A 20,967-nucleotide genomic window follows, 5' to 3' on the forward strand; every position below is an offset into this window, starting at 1 on the left:
AGCGAGTTGGTCTGTGTCTGCGGTGGCGTGTTCGCCTCCGTCTCCTCCGTCTCTGGTGCTCCGAGCTGTTTGAAGCGCTGAGCCTCTCCCACCACCTCCGGAGTCACGCTATGACAGTTGTCCGTGCCGTCGAGTCGAACGGCGACATGACTGAGTCTGGGTCAGTCGGAGAGGTGACCATTCGTCGCCTGCTGCGAAAGATCCTCCCCTTCCTCATCCTCTGCTACATCGTCGCGTTCCTGGACCGCGTGAACCTCGGGTTCGCGGCGTCTCACCTGAACACCGATCTCGGCTTCACCGCAACACTCTTCGGCTTCGGGGCGGGCATCTTCGCCATCGGCTACTTCCTCTTCGAGGTGCCGAGCAACCTCATCCTGCACCGGGTCGGCGCGCGGATCTGGATCGCCCGGATCATGGTGACCTGGGGCGTCATCTCGGCCTGCTTCGCCTTCGTCCAGGGCCCGGTGTCGTTCATTGCACTGCGGTTCCTGCTGGGTGTGGCCGAGGCCGGATTCTTCCCGGGGATCGTCCTGTACCTGAGCCTGTGGTTCCCGCGACGCGCCCTGGGCCGGGCAACCGCGCTGTTCGTCCTCGGCCTGCCGGCGTCGATGCTGATCGGCGCCCCCCTGTCCACCGGCCTGATCGCCGGCCTGGACAACACCCTGGGCATGACCGGCTGGCAGTGGATGTTCCTGGTCGAGGGCGGGCTCGCCGTCGTCGTCGGGATCATCGCCTTCTTCAAGCTCGCCAACGGCCCGTCCACTGCTCCGTTCCTCACCGACGAGCAGCGGACCTGGCTGGTCCGGACGCTGGCCGACGAGCGTGGTGCAAAGGAGAGCGTGCGGCACTACGGCGTGGTCGAGACCCTGCGCAACCGCCGTGTCCTGACACTCTCGCTGTGCATCTTCTTCAACATCACCGCGCTGTTCGGCATCACGCTGTGGATGCCGCAGATCATCCAGGGCTTCGGTGGCCTGACTTCCACTCAGTCCAACCTGCTTACGGCCGTGCCCTACCTGTGCGCCGGGATTGCGATGTTCTTCAATGCCCAGCATTCCGACCGAACCGGCGAGCGCCGCTTCCACATCTTGGTGCCCGCGGTGCTCGGCGGCGCCGGACTGCTCCTCGCCGTCGCGACCGACTCCCCGGTCGTCGGACTCGTCGGCCTGTGCATCGGCGCGTCCGGGATCCTGTCGTCCAACGTCCTCTTCTGGGGCATTCCGTCGATGTTCCTGACCGGTGCCGCGGCGGCCGCCGGGATCGCGATGGTGAACTCCGTCGGCAATCTCGGAGGCTTCGTCGGCCCGTACCTGACCGGCTGGGCCCGGGACGCGTTCGGCAGCCACACCGCCGGGATGTACTTGCTGGGCACGATGGTGACTGTCTACGGCCTGGCGATCTTCGCCTACCTGACGGTGCAGCGCCGCACGGACGCCGCCGCGGCGCGGCGGGCCGGGATCACCGACACCTCAGCCGTCCAGATCTGACCGGGCCCCGCTTGACAGATCTCCCGCCACCGTAAGCCAAAGAACTAGACGTTCAGTCTTGCCAGTTGTCGCAGTCGGCGACTTCCCCACACCGATGAAAGAGGACCCATGACCACGACGAGCGCTCCGAGCGACGCCGAGTTCAGCTCCTTCGAGCTTCCTGTCACGCGGATCGAGGACACCGGGCCGATCACCGACGCCGAGATCGCCGTGCGCCGAGACCTTGCCGCGGCCTACCGGCTGTGCGCGAAGTTCGGCTGGGACGACTTGATCTACACCCACATCTCCGCGCGGGTGCCCGGACCGGACCACCACTTCCTGGTCAATCCGCTCGGACTGGGCTTCGACGAGATCACCGCGTCGAGCCTGGTCAAGATCGACCTCGACGGGAACGTGATCGGAGACAGCCCGCACCGGCCCAACGCCGCCGGGTTCGTCATCCACGGTGCAATCCACAGTGCCCGCGAGGACGCCCAGTGCGTGATGCACCTGCACACCGAGGCCGGGATGGCGCTGAGCACCCTCGAGGAGGGGTTGCTGCCGCTGACCCAGCACGCCATGCGCTTCCACGGCCGCATCGGCTACCACGACTACGAGGGCATCGCGCTCACCAAGGACGAGCAGCAACGCTTCATCGCCGACCTGGGCGACAACATCGCGCTGATCCTGCGCAACCACGGCACGCTCACCGTCGGACGCAGCGTCGGACACGCCTTCACCGAGACCTACTACCTCGACAAGTCCGCGCGTACGCAGCTGCTCGCCCAGGCCACGGGACGCCCGCTGCGTGTGCCGCCGGCCGAGATCATCGACCTCACCGTCTCGCAGTGGGTCAACGACCTCGGCACATCGAACGACCGCGAGTGGCCCTCGTTGCTGCGCAAGCTCGAGCGCACCGATCCGTCCTACAAGGACTGAACAACTACCCCCAGGAATGATCCGATGAGTCTTGCCGAGAAGTCTCCACTCAACGCCCTGGGCGTCAACCTGGCCGGGCAGCGGGTCGCCGTGATCGGCGTCGGCGGAATCGGCCTCGAAGTCGGCCGCATCTGCGCCACCCTCGGCGCCCGGCTCGTCATGGTCGACGTGGCCGCCCAGGATGACGCCGTCACGTCGTCGCTGGCCCACCCCGACCGGCATACATGGGTCGTCGCCGACATCACCGACGCGACCGACCAGGCCGGCATCGTCGACCGTTGCCGTGACGTCGACGCTGTCGTCATCACCAGCGCGATCTGCCCGGACGAGACCGTGGTCGACATCGATGACGACGAGGCGTGGGCTGCGAGCTTCGAGAGAATCATGGCCGTCAATACCGCCGGTCCGATGCGGATCTGCCAGCGCTTGCTCCCACACATGCAGGCCCGCGGCAGCGGCCGAATCGTCATCTTGAGCTCCCTTGCGAGCCGCAACGGCGGCCTGTTGTCCGGACCGCACTACTCGGCCAGCAAGGGCGCGCTGAACTCGTTCGTCCGTTGGATGGCCACGCGCGGCGCACCGAAGGGCGTGAGCGTCAACGGAATCGTCCCCGGCGTCACCGAGACCCCCATCCTCGGCGGCCGCACCGTCGACGCGTCCCGAATCCCCACTGGCCGAATCGCCAAACCGATCGAGGTGGCCCGCGCCGCCGTATTCCTGGCCAGCCCTGCGGCCAGCTACATCCACGGTGTGACGCTCGACGTCAACGGCGGTGTCTGGATGGGCTGAGAGCCCGCACCCGTGCGCGCAGGAGACACGACAACGACCGAGAACGCCCCTCGGGGAGCGCGGACCCGCGCCGTGCCGGTGCTGCGGCCCCCACACGACGGCATGCAGGGCATGCTCCCGCCGCTCGTCGAGGGCGCAGCCACCGACGAGCGGCGGGAGCACATCCGGCAAGACGCCCAATGCCCATGGCGTTCATGAAGAAAGGCGACTCGGTGATCGCTGACATCGAGGCGGGCGCCGTTGACCGGCCCACCCGCCACAGCGCGCTGCTCACGGCACCCACCCGCCCTGGGAGAGAGACAATGACCGACCCCATCACCGACCCTCGCGGGGCAGGACAACTCCAGCGCCGTGAGGCCGGCCACGCCATCGTCGTGACCGGAGCCGCCGGTGGCATCGGCACGGCCGTCGTGTGCCGACTGGCTGCCGACGGCTGGACCATCGTCGCGGCCGATACCGACGCGGCCACCTGCAAGCCGTTGGCCGACGAGTTCCCGGAACTGGTCAGCGCGATCCGCCTCGACGTGACCGATGACGCAGCGGTCACCATGGTCGCCGCTCGGCTACGCGAGACCGACACCGCGGCGTCGGGGCTCGTCAACGTCGCCGGCGTGCTGCAGGACGTCGAACCGCTGCTGACCCACGACCCGCAGACCATGCGACGGGTCTGGGAGGTCAACTACTTCGGTGCACAGGCCTGCGTGCAAGCATTCACCCCGCTGATGGTCGCATCCGGCGGTGGCGCGATCGTCAACATCACCTCCATCAACGCTCACCGTCCACTCCCGCTGCACGCCTACGCCCCGGCCAAGGCCGCCCTGGCCTCGGCGACGACGCTGGCGGCGGGCGAGCTCGGCCGGTACGGCATCCGGGTCAACGCCGTGGCGCCCGGTTTCACTCTCACCCCGACCCTGCAGCGCAAGCTCGACAGCGGCACCCGCGACGCTTCGGCGATGACCGCACACGCTGCCCTCGGTCGTCTGGTCGCGGCCGGGGAAATCGCGTCGACAGTGAGCTTCCTGCTCAGCGACGAGGCGTCGGCGATCACCGGGGTCAGCATCCCGGTCGACGCCGGCTGGACGGCCACCTCGCACTGGATGAACTTCGGCGACCACCTGACGGAGGCCTGATGACACACCTGAACACTTTCCACGCGCACTGGTCGCGCACCGTCGCCGCGCACGGTGGATCGACCTTTCTCCTCTTCCACGACCAGTCCGGCACCGTTGAGTACACCTACGACGAGTTCGACGCGATCGTTGCCCGAACCGCGGGCACGCTGCGGCACAACGGCGTCATGCCGGGTGCGTCGGTGCACGTAGCCCTGCGAAACAGCCCGGGTTTCCTCGCGATCTGGCTCGCCGTCGCCCGGCTCGGCGCCTGGGTCGTGCCAGTGGACCCGGCCTCTTCACCGCGGGACATCGCCAACCAAGTCCGCCGCACCACTCCAGCCGTCGGCGTGTGCGCCTCCACCCGGGCGGAGATCTACCGCGAAGGCGCCGCTGAAGCCGTCCCCGTCGTGCTGGAGTTGACCGAGACAGCCCTGGACGTCGCCGACGGCGGCGCGCTCGTCACCGGCGCGCCCGTGCCCGGAACGGACGCCGACATCGCCCCGGCGGACCGGCTTGCTGTCATGTTCACCTCGGGTACCACCTCGGAACCCAAAGGCGTGGTGCTGACGCAGGAGAACTACGCGACCGTCGCCGAGACCATGGCCGCGGCAGTCGACCTGCGACCGGAACACCGCTGGCTGGTCACGCTGCCGCTGTTTCACGCCAACGCTCAGTACTACTGCTTCTCGCCCGCCATCGCGGTCGGCGCCAGCGTCGCGTTGACCCACACCTTCTCGGCGTCGCGCTGGGTGCACCAGGCACATGAGCTCAGGGCCACCCACGCGAGCCTGTTCGCCGCTCCGATCCGGATGATCCTCGCCCGCTGCGGCGACGATCTGCCTCCGCTGAAGCTCGAGCACGTGTGGTTCGCACAGAGCCTCGGGGAGGAGCACCATGAGCGGTTCAGCGAGATCATCGGCTGCCGCCCGCGCCAGCTCTACGGAATGACTGAGACCGTTGCCGCCGTCACCGGCGACACCAGTGTCCCGCTGCGCCACGACGTCATCGGCGATCCCCTCGGCGGTCGTCGAGTCGACGTCGTGGACGCGGCTACCGGACAGCCGTCCGCGCCGGGCACACCAGGAATGCTGCTGGTTCACGGGGTCCGCGGGCGCGACCTGTTCTCCGGCTACCTCGACGACCCCGAGACGACCGGTCGCAGCTTTGCCGACCAGGCCGATGGCACGAGCTGGTTCCGCACGGGCGACCTCGTCAGCGCCGACCCCGATTCAGGAGCACTTCGGTTCGTGGGCCGCGCAGACGACGTCATCAAGGTCTCCGGCGAGAACGTCAGCCTCACCGAGGTCGAGTCCGTGCTCGCCCAGGCCCCTGGAGTACTCGAAGTCGCAGTCCTCGCCACGGCCGACCCGATCCGCGACCACGTACCCGTCGCCTACGTCGTGCCCAAGGACCGGGCCAACCCACCGGAGACCACAACGCTGGCCGACTGGGCCGCTGGCAATCTCCCACCCGCCGCCCGACCGCGCGACTGGCACATCATCGACGAACTCCCCCGCACGAGCGTCGGCAAAGTCCGACGCTTCCGTATCGGCCCGAAGTGAACCGTTCCGGGTTCCATAGGTTCACAGTGAGGATGTGACGTGGTGACGCTGCCAGTGGGTCTGCCCCTTGAACCGACTGACGTCTCGACTGCCGTGGAGTTCCGGCGTCGTCGAGGGACACGTGAACCGGGTGAAAACGCTCAAGAGAGCGATGTATGGCCAGGCCTCGTTCGCACTCCTTCGGACCCGCGTCCTCACCCAGCCATGAGTCCCGGGGTCAGGAGAAGGCACCAGGCGACAGCACAGCATGTACGAAACCAGTCGGCGGCAAGTAGCTGTGGGCTTCGACATAGTGAGCAACCAGCTCAGGAGCAGCGTAGGCGACGCCATTCCCCATGACGCGTATCTCTGAACTGCCCCGTGGACTGTCACCCCGCGGTCCGAGCAGTCTCGAGGCACACCAAGGGCAGAAGTGACAGCCGCGCGTCTGCTGGGCCCGATGCGTCTGAGCCATACGCTGCAGCGCGTCTACCAACCCCGAAGGTGGCGCCCCTTTCGAGTAGGTCTTACTGCGGCTGAGCCAGCCCACGTTCAGCAGCGGGACACCTCGCCAGCAGCCTGACGCTCCTGGGTCCCAATTATCCCTTTCGTACGTGTACGGAGTCAGGTCTGCGTAGTAGGTCATGAGATTGTCTATCAACCAGAGTCGATCGAATCGCATGTGCCGGGACCCGACCACGCCACAACGCGCTCGAGGATCACGGAACTGCGGCCAGAGCCTTGAAAACGGCCAGCCAATGCTCTGTGGCGGGCCAAACCTGCTCTCTTGATCTCCCCACCCTTCGTGTGATCTCGATCAGCGTGTCGGGATAGGTGCTACCGCAGAAGCGTGAACACCAGGGCAGCGGTGGAGCCCAACGTGAAGTCAACACCGTTGCGGTTGGCCCCTGAGCTGTACGTCAAGCCCTGTGAACAGAGCAACGGGACCACCTGATAGATCAACGATCGGCGAAGAAAGTCGATCAAGGTCAGGGGTCCCGTTGCAGGAGAAGTCTGTCATCACGTCCACGATCGAGACAGCGCGGGGTGTGTTCGCGCCGGGCCATCTGGGGGAGTTGACCCAGATCGTGGACTTCGCGCTGGTGGACGCGGTGCCGGAGGAGACCGGTCGGCGCGAGAAGCGCCTGCGGCTGCTGCCGTCGCGGGTGGTGGTGTACTTCGTGCTCGCTCTCGCGTTGTTCGAGCACTGCTCGTACCGCATGGTGTGGTCCAAGCTGACCGCCGCCCTGACCTCCCTGGCCCTGGCGCGTCCTGCGGTTTCCTCGCTGCCGCGGGCCAGACGCAGGGTGGGGGCCGCACCCCTGCAGCGCCTGTTCGAGACGCTCGCCGGGCCCGTCGCCCACCCCGGGCAGGCCGGGTCCTTCCACCGGGGCCTGCGCACGGTGGCCGTCGACGGGAGCCTGCTGCACGCCCCCGACGACGAATCGGTCACCTGGCGCTACCCCAAGCGGGCCGGGGAGACCGTGGAGTTCGGCTATCCGCTGCTGCGGCTGCTGGTCCTGGTCGAGTGCGGCACCCGCGCGCTCATGGCCGCCGCCTTCGGACCGGAGTCCGAGGGGGAACTCCCCTATGCCAAGCGAATTCTGAGCGCCCTGGACGAGACGATGCTCCTGTTGGCCGACGCGGCCTTCGACGGCAACGAGTTCCTTGATGCCGTTCATCGGAGCGGGGCGCGTTTCTTGGTGCGCTCCGGAGCCCGCCGCGTCCCCACCCCCGCCGAGCACCTGGGCGACGGCTCCTACCTCGCCCGCATCGGCTACGGCGTCCTGCGGGTACTGCTGCCGGTGCGCGTGATCGAGGCGGCCCTCACCGTCACCTTGGCCGGTGGCACGGTCCGCACCGAGCAGTGGCGGCTGATCACCAACCTGCTGGACCCTGCCCGGTATCCGGCGGCCGAGCTCGTCGAGCTCTATCACCGCAGGTGGCAGGCGGAAACGACGTACTTTTCGATCAAGGCCACGATGCTCGACGGCCGCGTCCTGCGCTCCCGCAGCATCGACGGCCTCGACCAGGAGGTCTATGCCCTGCTCACCGCCTACCAGGCCCTGATCCGCGCCGGCAACGACGCCCTGACCGGACGGCCGGAAGTACCCATGGGACGGATCAGTTTCACCGTCCTGCTGGCCGCCGCAGCCGGCACCGTCACCGCCGGCCATGGAATCTTCCCCGGCACCCTCATCGACCTGGTCGGCACGATCGGCCACGCTGCCCTGGGCGCCCTCCTGCCCGCTCACCGACGGCAACGGGTAAAGGCCCGCACCCGCAAAAACCCCACCAGCAAGTACGGCCCGAACGCCGGACAGCGCCCCGCAACCAGCCAGAACTACACCGTCCACGCCACCGTCACATTCTTCGAACACGGTCTCAATGGCCGCTCACGACGCTAACGCAACGGTGTTGAACGTGAAGTTTCCCCGTGATCTTGGACACGGGGAAACTTCAGGGGCGCCTAATCGAGTACCGGTGGCCCCGCCTCGATGCGCCGCAGCACCGGAGCCAGGCAGTCCACATCGGGGCCGGGATCGAGTTGCCTTTCGTCCCACCAGGTGGCACCCGCGTCGCGCAGCGGGCCGATCACATCCTTGGCCTTGGCAGCGTCCGCCGGAGTGGCGCCGCCGGCTACGAGGTCGAAGGGGCGCTGGGTGTCGCCTTCTCGATGACCGCGCACATAGGTGATCAACTCCCGCACGTCCTCGCGGTCCGGCGGGTATCCATGCAGGGCGTTCTTGAACAGAGGAACCGCGCCGTCCCACCGCGCGGCCCGTCGCATGGGCGGACGGTTCGGCCAGAATCCCCCGATCCACACCGGCGGCCGGGGCCGCTGCACGGTGGCGGGCTGCAGGCTCACGTTCCGCGCCTGGTAGTGCCGACCGTGATGGTCGACGGCCTCGCCCGTCCAGAACCGCCCCAACAACTCCAGCCCTTCGTCCAGTCGCTCGGCGAGCACACGTCGATCGGTGGAGTCGCCGAAGCTGCCGTACTCGTCCTCGACCGGCCCACCCAGCCCCGCGGCGAAGACGACCCTGCCTCTGCTGAGGTTGTCCAAGGTGGCCACCTGCCGCGCGAGCTGCTGCGGCCGATAACGAGCTACCGGAGTGAGCAGCGTCCCCACCCGGATCCGTGACGTCGCGAGTGCGGCGGCGGTCAGCAGCATCCACGCGTCCCCGAAGGGCCGCCCCGAGTACCCCCGGTAATGAACGTGGTCCCAGACGAAGAGCCCGTCCCACCCGGACTCCTCGGCCGCCGCCGCTACGGTTGCCACGTTTCGGGGGTCGGCGAAGTCGCCGAAGTTCGGGATATTGATCGAGAAGCGCATCCGGGCATCGTGGGCTACCCCACCTGCCCAGGCAACGGATTATGCGCGGTCACGCGGTGGAATCCATCGGTGCCCCCGGCTGCGGGGGCATCGAAGAACGAGCAGCCGGGGGCCGAGCGCGGAATCGAGCCTGGGGATGAGCGGGTGTAGGACGGCTCCGCGTCTACCCCACCCCCGACCAGCACCGATACCAACTCACGGTGTGAACCACCATCTCCCTCAGCAAGAGCTACACCCTTTCGGGATTGCCCGCACCCAGCTCGCGTCGGGACTGACCCGGAAACTGCCACCTTCACTGCGAATCCCGGAGCAGAGCGTCTCACCATCCTGACAGTGCCCAGTTCAGGAACCACCGATCTCGCCATGATCGATGAGACGCCCACTCGGCACCGAGCTCAGGCCTTCGCGACACCCTGAGGGGCCTCGCGTTTTTCGGACAGGGAATTTGACTGCCTAATTGAGGGGTCTCGCGTTTTCCGGACGGGCGTCTGACCGTCTATTTCACGCGGCGATTCGCAACTTCTCGTACTCGGCGCGGACTTCACGCGGAGGGCGGTAACCCACCGCCGAGTGGAGGCGTTTGCGATTGTACCAGAATTCGATGTAGCGAGTGATGTCCTGCCGGGCGGCCTCGCGGGTCAGGTAAGTCACCCTTGATACACGCTCGTTCTTCAGGGCGCCGAAGAATGATTCGGCCATGGCGTTGCCGAAACAGATCCCGGTGCGGCCGGAAGATCTGCGGAGCCCGAACCGGTCGAGCGTCTTCCCGAACTCGGCTGACATATAGTTGCTTCCGCGGTCGGAGTGAAATATCGCGCCGGCCGAGAGGTTCCTGTTCCGTGCCGCATTGCGGATCGCTCTGGATATCAGTGGGGTTCGGTAGTGGTCGTCCATCGCGTAACCGATGACTTCCTTCGTGCAGCAGTCGATGACCGTTGCGAGGTACAGCCAGCCTTCCCCGGTCGCGATGTAGGTAATGTCGTCGACGAGTTTTTCGCCGGGTGCGTCAGCGGTGAAGTTGCGGCCGACGAGGTCCGGCACCTGGCCGACCGTGGCCTGGGTGAGGCTGAACCTCTTCGGCTGCGGCTGGCAGGGCTCAAGGCCCAGCTCGCGCATGAGCCGGCGGACCAGTTCCAGGCCGGCGGTGACGCCCCAGCGGTCCAGCTGAGCCCGGATGCGCCGGTGGCCATAGGTGCCGTCGGACATGTCGAAGGCCTCCTCGATGAGCAGTTTCAGTTCCTCGCGTCGCTGGGCCCTCGCGGATTCCGGGCGGGATCGCCATTCGTAGTAGCCGGATCTGGAGACGCCGAGTCGGCCGCACATGAACTCGACGCTGTATGCGTACTCCGTGGTGTCGAGCCGCATCTCGTCGATGAACTCGTACTTGCTTGCTACCGGGGATCCTTCGCGAAGTACGCTGCGGCTTTTTTCAGGAATGTAACTTCCATCTCCAGCTCGCGGTTGCGTCGTTCGAGTTCCTTCAGGCGCGCCCGCTCGTTCACCGTCAGTTCCGCATCGGGAGCCGGTTCCTGCTGCTTTTGGTGCTTCTTGACCCAGCCGCGTAGTGTCTCCGGGTTCGGCTCAAGCTCCCGGGCGACTTCGGAGATCGTCTTGCTCGACCTCAACGCGATCTGGACGGCTTCCTCGCGGAACTCCGGCGAGTACTTACTGGGTGGCGCCACTTCTTCCTCGTTTCCTGTTCAGGACAACCCTATTGGGTCCCTGTCCGGAAACTTCGTGGCCCCTCACGGCAGTCGACACAGTGTGAGCAAGACACCCCGGTCAACGCTGTCAGGAGTCAGACCTCCGCCGCAGGACAGCACCCACCCAGTCTCCCCACACTCACGGCCCCCCGATCCAAGCCCGCAGAACATGCTCAATCCCAGCTCTGGAACACCCTGAAATCGACTCTGGCCGACCACAACGGACCGCGAAGATCGACATCACGTTCAACCCCGATACTTCAGCGGCCGTGAGCGCATGCCCGGGCCGTTGGTTCGCCCTGTTTCTTCTGTGTGATCGCGGGCGGGGTGCTCACCGCCCGCGCGACCCGTGAAGCCACCCCGGCACCCGCGGCGGCCGCAGCGGTCGCTGCGGCCGCGGCTGCCCTCTTGTCTTGGGGCTGGGGCAGCGGGCAGATGAGACGGATGCCGACCTGAGCGCCAGTACGTCTTCATGGCGGCGGGTCGTATCGAGCGCTCGTTGAAACCCCGATAGCGGGTCACGGAGTAGCCTCAGAAGGCGGCCCGGCCGCTCTCGGACGACGGCCTGCCCATCGTCGGAGCAGCGAGACCATCGACAACGACATCGCGGTCACGGATGTCACCTTCGGCTTCCCTGGACCGGCTCGAGACCACGGCCGAGCCGCCCCTGCGCGACCTCGTCGTCGAGTTCATGGGGCACCACATCGGCTTCCGGCATGGCGGGCGGGGCCGGCGAGCACTTCGGGGACACCGCCATCTGTTTGCCCAGCGAAGGAAGCTGCCTCGGGGCCCTCTCAGCCCACTTGCTCCTGAGCGCCGACGGCACCCGCGTCTCGACTACTCCGAGTAGACCAGTGGCGAGGCCCACCGGGAGGCAGATAACGCCGGAAAACACGACAGGGCGCACGAGATCTTCTCCAGCACCGGGCGAACGGTTCGGCCACGGAAGGTGGTACCGCTTTCACCACTCCCCGTTCCGGCCGCCGGCGTGATCCGATCGTGCTGAGACAGCCACTGCGTGTCCCGCTCCGTCGGGAAAAGGAGATCCCACAGGCAATGGATCACCCTGTCCCGCTCTCCGGGTACCGTCAGGGTATGAGTCATCCGCACCCCGAGCTGAAAGCCGCCCCACCCCTTCCCGAAGGAGGGCTGCGGGTCATCGCCCTGGGCGGCCTAGGTGAGATCGGCCGCAACATGACCGTCTTCGAGCACGCGGGCAAGCTGCTCATCGTCGACTGCGGCGTGCTGTTCCCCGAGGAGACCCAGCCCGGCGTGGACGTGATCCTGCCGGACTTCACCTCGATCCGGGACCGGCTGGACGACATCGTGGCCGTGGTACTCACCCACGGCCACGAGGACCACATCGGCGGCGTGCCGTACCTGCTGCGCGAGCGGTCCGACATTCCCGTCGTCGGCTCCAAGCTGACGCTGGCGTTCCTGGAGGCCAAGCTCAAGGAACACGGCATCCGGCCGCGCACGGTGCGGGTGCGGGAGGGCGACCGCCGTGGCTTCGGGCCCTTCGACTGCGAGTTCGTGGCGGTCAACCACTCCATCCCCGACAGCCTCGCGGTCGCGATCCGCACCCAGGCCGGGATGGTGCTGCACACCGGCGACTTCAAGATGGACCAGTTCCCTCTCGACGACCGCATCACCGATCTGCGCGCCTTCGCCCGCCTCGGCGAGGAGGGCGTGGACCTGTTCCTCACCGACTCCACCAACGCCGAAGTACCCGGCTTCACCACCTCCGAGCGGGAGCTGAACCCGGCGATCGAGCAGGTGATGCGCACCGCGCCACGCCGGGTCATCGTCTCCAGCTTCGCCAGCCACGTGCACCGCATCCAGCAGGTCCTGGACGCCGCCCACCAGCACGGCCGCAAGGTCGCCTTCGTCGGCCGGTCGATGGTCCGCAACATGGGCATCGCCCGTGACCTGGGCTATCTGAAGGTCCCCTCCGGTCTGGTCGTGAGCACGAAGGAGCTGGAGAAGCTCCCGGACCACAAGATCACTCTGGTGTGCACCGGTTCCCAGGGCGAACCGATGGCCGCGCTGTCACGGATGGCCAACCGCGACCACATGATCCGCATCGGCAAGGGCGACACCGTCCTGCTCGCCAGCTCCCTCATCCCCGGCAACGAGAACGCCATCTACCGGGTGATCAACGGACTCACCCGGTGGGGCGCCCACGTGGTCCACAAGGGCAACGCCAAGGTGCACGTCTCCGGGCATGCCAGCGCCGGCGAACTCGTCTACTGCTACAACATCGTCAAACCGCGCAACGTCATGCCCGTGCACGGCGAATGGCGCCACCTGCGGGCCAACGGCGACCTCGCCACCCGTACCGGTGTCGACCCCGAGCGGGTCGTCATCGCCGAGGACGGCGTCGTCGTCGACCTGGTCGACGGGCGCGCATCCATCACCGGCAAGGTCCCCGCCGGCAACGTCTACGTGGACGGCATGGAAGTCGGCGGCGCCACCGAAGCGTCCCTCAAGGACCGCCTCACCCTCGCCGCCGAAGGCGTGGTCACGGTGGTGGCGATCGTCGACGCGGACACCGGCGCCCTCGCCGAGGCCCCCGACTTCCTGGCCCGCGGCTTCGTCCACGACGACACCACCTTCGAGCCGGTCATCCCGGTCATCGAGAAGACCCTGGCCACCGCGGCCGAAGAAGGCGTCGGGGACGCGCGCCAACTCGAACAGCTCGTCGCCCGCGCCGTGGCGAACTGGGCCTTCCGCACCCACCGCCGCAAGCCCCTCATCATCCCCGTCATCATCGACGCCTGAGCCACAGCCCGGCAGCACGCCCCCGGTTCCGGTCGGGGTCTCGCCGGCATCGAGGTCGGGCACGGGAGTCAGCAGCCACCCCAGGAGGCCGGAATGGCAACGCACTCCACATGATGAGTCATCGGGAACACATCCCAAGGAATGGAGGCGCGAAAACCCGCAGTTCAACGGGAGTTTTAGCACCTTGGGGGCGGTCTCTGGAGTGCCCGGAGCGCCAAACGAGCGTCACGGTCACGCCAGCCGAGGTCGTGCAGGACCTCGCCCACCTGTACGCCGCCGTCACCCACGACAAGACCACCGGGCACGACCGAGGCGACCATGTTCGCCGACGGCGTCACAGCACCACCTCATCGACCAGATCCAGCAAGCAGCCAGTGAGAGGGAACGGGCGCTTGGCCAAGTGGAATACCATTCAAGGGCACTGTGGTGCCATAGCATCTGCCCGGCACCGGGCTTGGCGCGGGCCCCTCCGGCACCCGGGACAGCACCCTGAGCACCAGCGAGCGGCGAGGAGTCACCGTGACCGTATGCGGGCCTGACGGGGACGATGGGCCGACCACTCGTCCTCACGAGAACGGGGGCGACCGGGGCGGGGCGATGACCTTGGCGGGGACACTGGCGGCGGCGCAGACTGCAGCGCCCGCGGAGTCACTCGACGTGGTCGCGCGCATGCTCAAGGAGCAGCTCGGGGCCGCGTCGGTGTCGTTCCTCATCACCGACTTCACCGGCGGCTCGGTCGTACGGCTGGGGGCGGCGGGCAGCGTCGAGACCGATGAACCCGCCCGGCGCATCACGCTGCGGGACACCCTGTACGACGACGTGATCCGCACCCAGCGGCCGAGCGTGGAGGACAAGGGCGAGGGCGCGCTGGTTCGGGTCGTCGCCCCGGTGACCAATCGCGGGGACGCCATCGGGCTCCTCGAACTGTTCCTGCCCACGGCCCCGGACGCGGAGGCCATGCGGAATATCGGCGAGACCGCGCACGCCCTGGCGTACATCGTCATCGCGAACCGGTCCTTCACCGACGTGTACCAGTGGGGCCGCCGGACCACCCCGCTGAGCCTGGCCGCAGAGATCCAGCACCGGTTGCTCCCGGCGTCACTGGCGTGCGAGGCGGCGCAGTTCGCGGCGGCCGGGGCGCTGGAGCCGGCCGACCGCGTCGGGGGTGACACCTTCGACTACGTGATCGACCGGGACACGGTCCAGCCCTCCGTCACCGACGCCATGGGGCACGATGTCGACGCCGCGCTGCTGGCCACTCTTCTGGTGGGCGCCCTGCGCCGGGCACGGCGGGGCCGGTGCCGACCTGGCCGAACAGGCCCGCCAGGCCGACCGGGCCGTGCGCGAGCACGGCCGCCAGGGCTACGTCACCGGCCGGCTCTGCGCATCAGCCTGATCGACGGCAAGACCGAGTTCATCAACGCCGGGCACCCCTGGCCTCTGCGGATGCGGGACGGAAAGGTGCGGGAGATCGCTCCGGAGATCGATATGCCGTTCGGCTTCCATGCCCCTCACCGCTACCGGGTCCAGTCGCTGGACCTGCGTCCGGGCGACCGGCTGGTGATGCCGACCGACGGCATGCTGGAGCGCAACGCCCACAGCCTCGATCTGTCGGACCTGATCGTCCGCACCCGCGCGCTGCATCCCCGTGAGGCTGCCCGCACCCTCATCGCGGCGGTCGTCGACGCCCACCACGGCCACCTGCAGGACGACGCGACCGTCATGTGCCTGGACTGGCACGGCGTCGACCACTCCCGGCGGGACGCCGACACCGGCGCCGACCTCGCCGACGCCTCCGCCCGGCGGACGGGGCGGACCGTTCCTGAGCGATGACTCGGGAACTTCTCCGATACCCCGCTTCAGCTGGCTCTTGGGCAGGTGAAACGGGGTGCTCTGCCCCAGGCGACCGCGTCACCGGGGCAGGCGCCTGCGGCGGCGGCCCAGGCGCAGGCCGAGGAGGATGAAGCCGGGACGCCAATCGTGTGCCGCTCATGGTCGAGCACGTCGTGGCCTCGCCATTCCCTAATGTCTTCCGCCTCGAACACGGGGACCCCTCTATCGCAGGTCGGTTGAAGACCGCTGTCTCGTCTTTCCCTCGCCCCTCCCTCCTTACCTGCCCACGGAGCGCCGCCCCCTGGAGAGCAGCCGACTTGCAGACCGGACGGCGGACGGCTTTCACGCGCGGGGCGATGCCTCGGCGACCGCCCGGCCCGTCGCGGTCCGGCGCGCGGCATCGTGGGCGATGAGCGGCACGGGCCGGAATACTGTGGTGGGGTCAGTAGGTGGCGAGGGAGATGGCGGCGTAGTGCGCGGTGAAGGCTGCCACGGTCAGGGCATGGAAGACCTCGTGGAAGCCGAACCAGCGGGGCGAGGGGTCGGGCCGCTGCAGGGCGTAGACGACCGCGCCCGCGCTGTACAGGAGACCGCCCGCCACGATCAGGGCGAGTACGGCTGCTCCGCCGGTGTGCAGGAAGTCGGGCAGGTAGCGCACCGGCGCCCACCCCAAGGCCAGGTAACACGGGGTGTACAGCCAGCGCGGAGCTCTGACCCACAGGACCCGGAACGCGATGCCGGCCAATGCGCCCGCCCACACGATCCACAGCAGCATGGACCGCTGTTCCGGCGGGAGGAGGAGCACGGCCAGGGGGGTGCAGGTGCCGGCGATGATCAGGAAGATGTTGGCGTGGTCGAGACGTCGTAGAAGAGCCTCGCCCAGCGGTCCCCAGGTGCCGCGGTGGTAGATGGCGCTCGTTGCGAACAGCAGCCAGGCGGTGACCGAATACACGGCGCAGGCCAGGACTGCCTGCGGAGTACGGGCCAGGTAGATGAGTACGACGCCTGCGATCAGTGCGGCGGGGACCATTCCGGCATGAAGCCAGCCACGCAACCTCGGCTTGATCGGTTCGGCCAGGTCGGCCGCCCGCTCCACCAGAGCAGCAACCGAGTGAGCCTTCTCCCGTGCATGGTCGCCTTGTGATCCGCCGGGTAGCCCGTCCTCACGGCGCTCTCCACGCGCTGAAGCGACGTGACCATATTCCACTTCAGCGGCGTCGCGGGACACAGCTTCTCGTCCTCTCTCGGGCACCTGTGCGTGACTGGCAGCCATGCGGTCATGCTAAATAGACCTCACTCCGGCAGCATGATGGGAGGTCGGCCCAGAACCCCAGGGACACGTCGCCGGGCATGGGCTGGTTCGCGAGGGTGAACCCCAGCTCCGTAGACGCTGCCGCCGATAGGGCCTGCCGAAGCCGAGTAGATCGGCTGGTCATGGGAACGATCAGGGCTCCAGAACGGGCATCTCCGCTCGCCTACGCGCAAGGATCGCCGATGCTTCCTGAGGTCCGCCCCCACGTATCCGCCCCCCTGGCACACCAGCTGGAACATCAGTTGGGTCTGGCTTCGTATCTCGAAGCCGGCCATCTCGATGTGGGGGGCGTCGTCGGCATCGCAGTCGTCGCAGCTGCCCACTCCGATGGCTATGCAGCCACCGGTCATCTCCTCGGGCTGCTGGCCGCGCTGCCTGCCCCCACCAAGGCAGGAGAACGCTTCTGGTCGGACCTGTGGAGGTCGTCGGACACCGCGTACCTGCTGCCCGTCAACATCAAGGCTCTGGTGCTGCGTTCGCTGGCAGGAGAGGGAACCGCCCTGGCCCGGCAGGTCCTCTCGGCTGTCGATGAGATGACCCCGCCCCAGCGCTTCGCGGCCGGGGAGGTGATCGGTCAGGCCCTCGCCGAGTCCGACGATCTTCCCGACCTCAAGACACAGGTCATCGGAGAACTGTGGCTCCGAGATCTCGAGCTCACCGCCTGGCGCGTCCTGCATGCAGACCGCGAATGGGACGATCCGGCTGGACGGCAAGCTTTCGTCGACGCCTGGACGAGCGCCTGACCGTTTGCTCCTCCAGGCAGCCGCGCAGGGCACGCGGCACCCGAGCCGGCACGTGGCGCGCAGACCCGGCCTCGTATCCGTACTCATCCGGCTCGGTGCTGCTGCACCTTGCGAGCAACCCTGGTCGCCGACGAACTGCCCGCCGGCGACCTGGACGTAGTGTCGTGGCCCTCGGCTCAACGGCAACTCGACGGTGAGGCGGCCGAGTCCGGGACAACGCTTGGAGCAACCGAGTTCAGGAAGTTTCCGGCCGAGGTCGCGTCGCTCCGGATGCACCTCAACGGATCGGGGCCGCGCAGCCATTGCTGCGCGGCCCCGATCCTGTGCACGGCAGGTCCTGTCGACGCCCGGCACGAGAGCGGGTCCCCTTTTGTCCGGCTGAAAGCACGGCCCGCACGGGCCGCGGCAGTCACCGGACGCGGAGTGCCCTGTCCCTCGGGCAAGGCTGCGAGGTCAGGCCGGGTTGATGTTCTCGGCCTGTGGGCCCTTTTGGCCCTGGGTGACGTCGAACGTCACAGCCTGGCCCTCCTGGAGCTCACGGAAGCCCGAGGAGTTGATCGCGGAGTAGTGCGCGAAGACATCCGGGCCGCCCCCGTCCTGGGCGATGAAGCCGAAGCCCTTCTCCGCGTTGAACCACTTCACGGTTCCCGTAGCCATAGTCGTGCCTTCCAGTCGATGAACGCCTCCCACTCCATGTGGAAGGCAGAGGTGATCGCCCTGGTTCCTGCGGCACAGCACAGCAAAACGCCCACACCAAGGCGTGGGCAAAGGGGAACTCCGAACCACGACAGCTGACGCAGACGCTACACGGCCGCACACCGCGTCACCACTGGAACGATCACGCCGCAGACCGGGACCGTGCGGGCGGTGCCCGCCGATACCGGCGGGCACGCTCCTCTCATGCCGCGGCCGGGGGGGTTGGGTGATCCGGCGGCGCGGCGGTATGCGGCGTTGAGGCGCTGGGCTTCCTCGAGCTGGTCTTCGAGGATGACGATGCGGCAGGCGGCCTCGACGGGGGTGCCCTGGTCGACGAGTCCCCGGGCGCGGGCCGCGATGCGCAACTGATAGCGGGAGTAGCGGCGGTGGCCGCCCGCGGAGCGCAGCGGGGTGATCAGGCGGGCTTCGCCGAGGGCACGGAGGAAGCCCGGGGTGGTGCCGAGCATCGCGGCGGCCCGACCCATCGTGTAGGCGGGGTAGTCGTCGTCATCGAGCCGGCCGAACGAGTCGTCTGCGGTCATTGCACCTCTCTGTAAAACGCGGGGAGGGGCCCTGGTGCCAATGGCACCAGGGCCCCGAAGGAACTGCTACACCATCTGCCGGCCCTGGTCCTGCGCCGGCCTTCTGTGTCCGCGGACCCGACCGAGATGCCGTCGGGGGTGCGGGGATCGCGGTTGCTTGACCGGAGACCACCTCACTATCGATGTCCTGCGGTACCCGGGCCCAAGACGTCCGCCCGGGCGATCCTGATGGCGCTCGGCTCCTCCGTTCTTCCCTCTTGATCAACTACTTACCAACGGGGGACTGCGCACTGCTGGTACTACGCACTGCTTGTACTACTGGATACTCCGAACTGCTGGTGGCCTGTGACAGCGCCACTCTTCGACAGCCGGCCCCGTCGCCCGTCCTGCGTCTGCTCTGGCTTAGAACCCCACTGCCGAACTTCCCGGTGCGCGCGTCCGCAGCCGACGCCTTCACCGAGGTACTGCTCACTGACTTCACTGCGGGGTCCTGCTCACGGCGGCCCCTGATCACTGCGGGCCACCCGGTCCGGTCGTCAGCCCCGTCGCCGTCCTGCAACCGCTCTGGCTTCGGAACTCCACCACCGCACCGTCATGCGGGTACCGCTGCCCGGCAGTTCGTCTCTGCCGGGCCCTGCTTGATCTCGGCTACGAGAGAAACCATAACCACACCACCACCCAATGTCTACTCCGGCCAACATAGATTTCCGCGTGTTTGACGGTGAGGCAATCGGGCCCCGCCGGGTCAAGGGGCGCTGGGCGGGGCCCAAGCACCGGGCAAGCAGGACCGGGCATTGACGAGCCAGAGGCCAGGGTGGACCTGCTGGACACGGTGTGCGTCGAGGCCACGACCATCCGCCCCGCGACCGCGGTCGCCGACGCGCGCGAGACCACCCGGGCCTTCCTCGAAGCCCTCCGGCAGCCTGTGCCGCTCGAAAAGTCATCGTCGCCGGTCAAGCGGTGTCGCGGTACTCGCCGATCACACCGCCGAGGAGCCGGGTCCGCAGTACCCGGCGGGCGTCGAGGGCGTGCACTGTGGCGTCGGGCCGTTCCTCGGCGTCAGGCGGTAGTTGCTGTCGGGCCTGGTGAGGTCGGTGCGCGGTGTAGTGCCGCTGGTAAGCCGCCAGGACCTGGCGCGCATGGGTCTCTCCGAGGATGAGGACGTGGTCGAGCATCTCGCGCCGGATGCTGCCGATGATTCTCTCGCCGTGGGCGTTTCTCCGGGGAGCCCCGAGGCCCGCTCTGGATGACGTCCGGTTCCTCGGCCTCGAAGACCGCGGCGAACGCCGCACCGTACGTGCCATCGCGGTCACGCGGCAGGAACCGCAGAGACTCCTGGCGCATGCCCCGGGCGGTGCCTTTCGGTGAGGTGCAGGCGTCTGGTGCCGTGCTCGCCGAACGCCGGTGCGTACGGCCTCGTGCCAAGCGCGGTGCCGGAGTGGAAGAAGTCTGCCGCGCTGATGCCCCGGCCCGGGCGGCCAGGAACTCGCGCCAGGCCGGGCCAAAGCGACGCGGGCCGGGCCGGTGCCCGCGGCGGGGAGGATCTCCCCTACCGTCGAGGCGGCGATCCGATGCCCGAGTCGGGCCGCCTCCCCTGGCATGCGCCGGTGGCCCCACCGCGGATTGTCCCGAGCCAGCCGCAGGACGAGGGTCTTGACTGCCGCTGGGGTGGGTGGGCGTCGGCGTGCGGTGTGATCCCCCGTGGCGGCGACGAACCGGCGGTGCCAGCCGAGCAGGGTGGCGGGGTGACCGGGAAGACCTCCCGCCGGCGTCGCCGGGATATCAGCACGGACAGGGCGGCGCACCAGAACCGGTCAGCCTGCCCGGAGCGGACCGGGCCTGCCAGTTACCGGCGCAGGACGGCGTTCTCGTGCCGCGGCACGAGCAGCTCCGCGTCCTGGGTGGTGTCACGGCGCGGCAGCACCGACGGGACGGACAGCAGCCTCCGGGCCACCCGGTCCAGCAGGGACACGATCACGCGGACATGATCCCAGGGCCGAACCGCACCACTCCCACCTGCGCCGATGACTCTTCGAGCGGCACAGGTTCCACCCACGACCTGCGCGGCTACCACCTCAACGACCAGACCCACTCCCTGAAGATCAACCGCAACGACTGCGGATGGACGCCCCGCGACCGGAACAGCCGGTGCGTGCCCGCGCCGCTGCCGCCG

The 20,967-nt window shown here is 68.0% G+C and carries 14 protein-coding genes and 3 pseudogenes; 10 read left to right on the forward strand and 7 right to left on the reverse strand.

All coding sequences use genetic code 11. The features are described 5' to 3' along the window. Positions 1-173: 173 nt before the first annotated feature. The 6 genes from WJ438_RS07980 (at position 174) to WJ438_RS08005 (ending at position 8,255) form a co-directional block, all read left to right on the forward strand. Positions 174-1,487, forward strand: coding sequence for an MFS transporter (locus tag WJ438_RS07980; RefSeq protein WP_406724582.1), 1,314 nt, complete (start codon positions 174-176; stop codon positions 1,485-1,487). A gap of 108 nt (positions 1,488-1,595) precedes the next feature. Beyond that, positions 1,596-2,405, forward strand: coding sequence for a class II aldolase/adducin family protein (locus tag WJ438_RS07985; RefSeq protein WP_406724583.1), 810 nt, complete (start codon positions 1,596-1,598; stop codon positions 2,403-2,405). Positions 2,406-2,429: 24 nt separating this feature from the next. Then, positions 2,430-3,194, forward strand: a complete 765-nt coding sequence (locus WJ438_RS07990) for an SDR family NAD(P)-dependent oxidoreductase (protein ID WP_406724584.1) — start codon at positions 2,430-2,432, stop codon at positions 3,192-3,194. A 194-nt stretch (positions 3,195-3,388) separates the two neighbouring features. Beyond that, complete coding sequence (locus WJ438_RS07995; protein ID WP_406724585.1) at positions 3,389-4,324, forward strand: SDR family NAD(P)-dependent oxidoreductase; 936 nt, start codon at positions 3,389-3,391, stop codon at positions 4,322-4,324. After that, positions 4,324-5,868: a class I adenylate-forming enzyme family protein gene (locus WJ438_RS08000; protein ID WP_406724586.1), complete on the forward strand. Its 1,545-nt coding sequence runs from the start codon at positions 4,324-4,326 to the stop codon at positions 5,866-5,868. Before WJ438_RS07995 ends, WJ438_RS08000 begins: the two co-directional genes overlap by 1 nt. A gap of 980 nt (positions 5,869-6,848) precedes the next feature. Beyond that, on the forward strand, positions 6,849-8,255 hold the full coding sequence (locus WJ438_RS08005) for an IS4 family transposase (RefSeq protein WP_406724587.1): 1,407 nt from the start codon (positions 6,849-6,851) through the stop codon (positions 8,253-8,255). A gap of 62 nt (positions 8,256-8,317) precedes the next feature. On the opposite strand, the gene WJ438_RS08010 is transcribed toward WJ438_RS08005, so the two are convergent. Both WJ438_RS08010 and WJ438_RS08015 read right to left on the reverse strand, forming a co-directional pair. Then, positions 8,318-9,184 carry an LLM class flavin-dependent oxidoreductase gene (locus WJ438_RS08010; RefSeq protein WP_406724588.1) on the reverse strand — a complete coding sequence of 289 codons (867 nt, stop codon included), beginning with the start codon at positions 9,182-9,184 and terminating at the stop codon, positions 8,318-8,320. 501 nt (positions 9,185-9,685) lie between these two features. Then, positions 9,686-10,866, reverse strand: a protein-coding gene (locus WJ438_RS08015) for an IS3 family transposase (protein ID WP_406724589.1) whose coding sequence is annotated in 2 segments (ribosomal slippage) — positions 9,686-10,602 and positions 10,602-10,866 — 1,182 coding nt in all. Because the reading frame shifts where the segments join, the coding sequence is not laid out codon by codon here. 556 nt (positions 10,867-11,422) lie between these two features. Between WJ438_RS08015 and WJ438_RS08020 the strand changes: the two are divergent. The 3 genes and pseudogenes from WJ438_RS08020 to WJ438_RS08030 form a co-directional block, all read left to right on the forward strand. After that, positions 11,423-11,599, forward strand: a pseudogene (locus WJ438_RS08020) (6-phosphofructokinase); the annotation flags it as partial. 383 nt (positions 11,600-11,982) lie between these two features. After that, positions 11,983-13,668 carry a ribonuclease J gene (locus WJ438_RS08025; RefSeq protein ID WP_406724590.1) on the forward strand — a complete coding sequence of 562 codons (1,686 nt, stop codon included), beginning with the start codon at positions 11,983-11,985 and terminating at the stop codon, positions 13,666-13,668. A 597-nt stretch (positions 13,669-14,265) separates the two neighbouring features. Continuing rightward, a pseudogene (locus WJ438_RS08030) lies at positions 14,266-15,501 on the forward strand (PP2C family protein-serine/threonine phosphatase). 442 nt (positions 15,502-15,943) lie between these two features. Here the strand turns inward: WJ438_RS08030 and WJ438_RS08035 are convergent. Beyond that, the gene (locus tag WJ438_RS08035) at positions 15,944-16,729 is read right to left on the reverse strand and encodes a hemolysin III family protein (RefSeq protein ID WP_406724591.1); all 786 of its coding nucleotides are present in this window, start codon (positions 16,727-16,729) and stop codon (positions 15,944-15,946) included. A 266-nt stretch (positions 16,730-16,995) separates the two neighbouring features. Between WJ438_RS08035 and WJ438_RS08040 the strand changes: the two genes are divergently transcribed. Beyond that, on the forward strand, positions 16,996-17,556 hold the full coding sequence (locus tag WJ438_RS08040; protein ID WP_406724592.1) for a hypothetical protein: 561 nt from the start codon (positions 16,996-16,998) through the stop codon (positions 17,554-17,556). A 453-nt stretch (positions 17,557-18,009) separates the two neighbouring features. Here the strand turns inward: WJ438_RS08040 and WJ438_RS08045 are convergent, their stop codons facing one another. The 4 genes and pseudogenes from WJ438_RS08045 to WJ438_RS08060 all read right to left on the reverse strand — a co-directional run bounded on the left by WJ438_RS08045 (position 18,010) and on the right by WJ438_RS08060 (position 20,772). Beyond that, the gene (locus tag WJ438_RS08045) at positions 18,010-18,213 is read right to left on the reverse strand and encodes a cold-shock protein (protein WP_019072426.1); all 204 of its coding nucleotides are present in this window, start codon (positions 18,211-18,213) and stop codon (positions 18,010-18,012) included. A gap of 254 nt (positions 18,214-18,467) precedes the next feature. Next, positions 18,468-18,794: pseudogene (locus tag WJ438_RS08050) on the reverse strand (MerR family transcriptional regulator); the annotation flags it as partial. Between the two features lie 953 nt (positions 18,795-19,747). Then, positions 19,748-19,969: a hypothetical protein gene (locus tag WJ438_RS08055; RefSeq protein WP_406724593.1), complete on the reverse strand. Its 222-nt coding sequence runs from the start codon at positions 19,967-19,969 to the stop codon at positions 19,748-19,750. Between the two features lie 671 nt (positions 19,970-20,640). Further along, positions 20,641-20,772, reverse strand: a complete 132-nt coding sequence (locus WJ438_RS08060; RefSeq protein WP_406724594.1) for a hypothetical protein — start codon at positions 20,770-20,772, stop codon at positions 20,641-20,643. Positions 20,773-20,967: the final 195 nt, after the last annotated feature.

Source organism: Streptomyces sp. GD-15H (genome assembly GCF_045291515.1).
Lineage (GTDB): Bacteria > Actinomycetota > Actinomycetes > Streptomycetales > Streptomycetaceae > Streptomyces.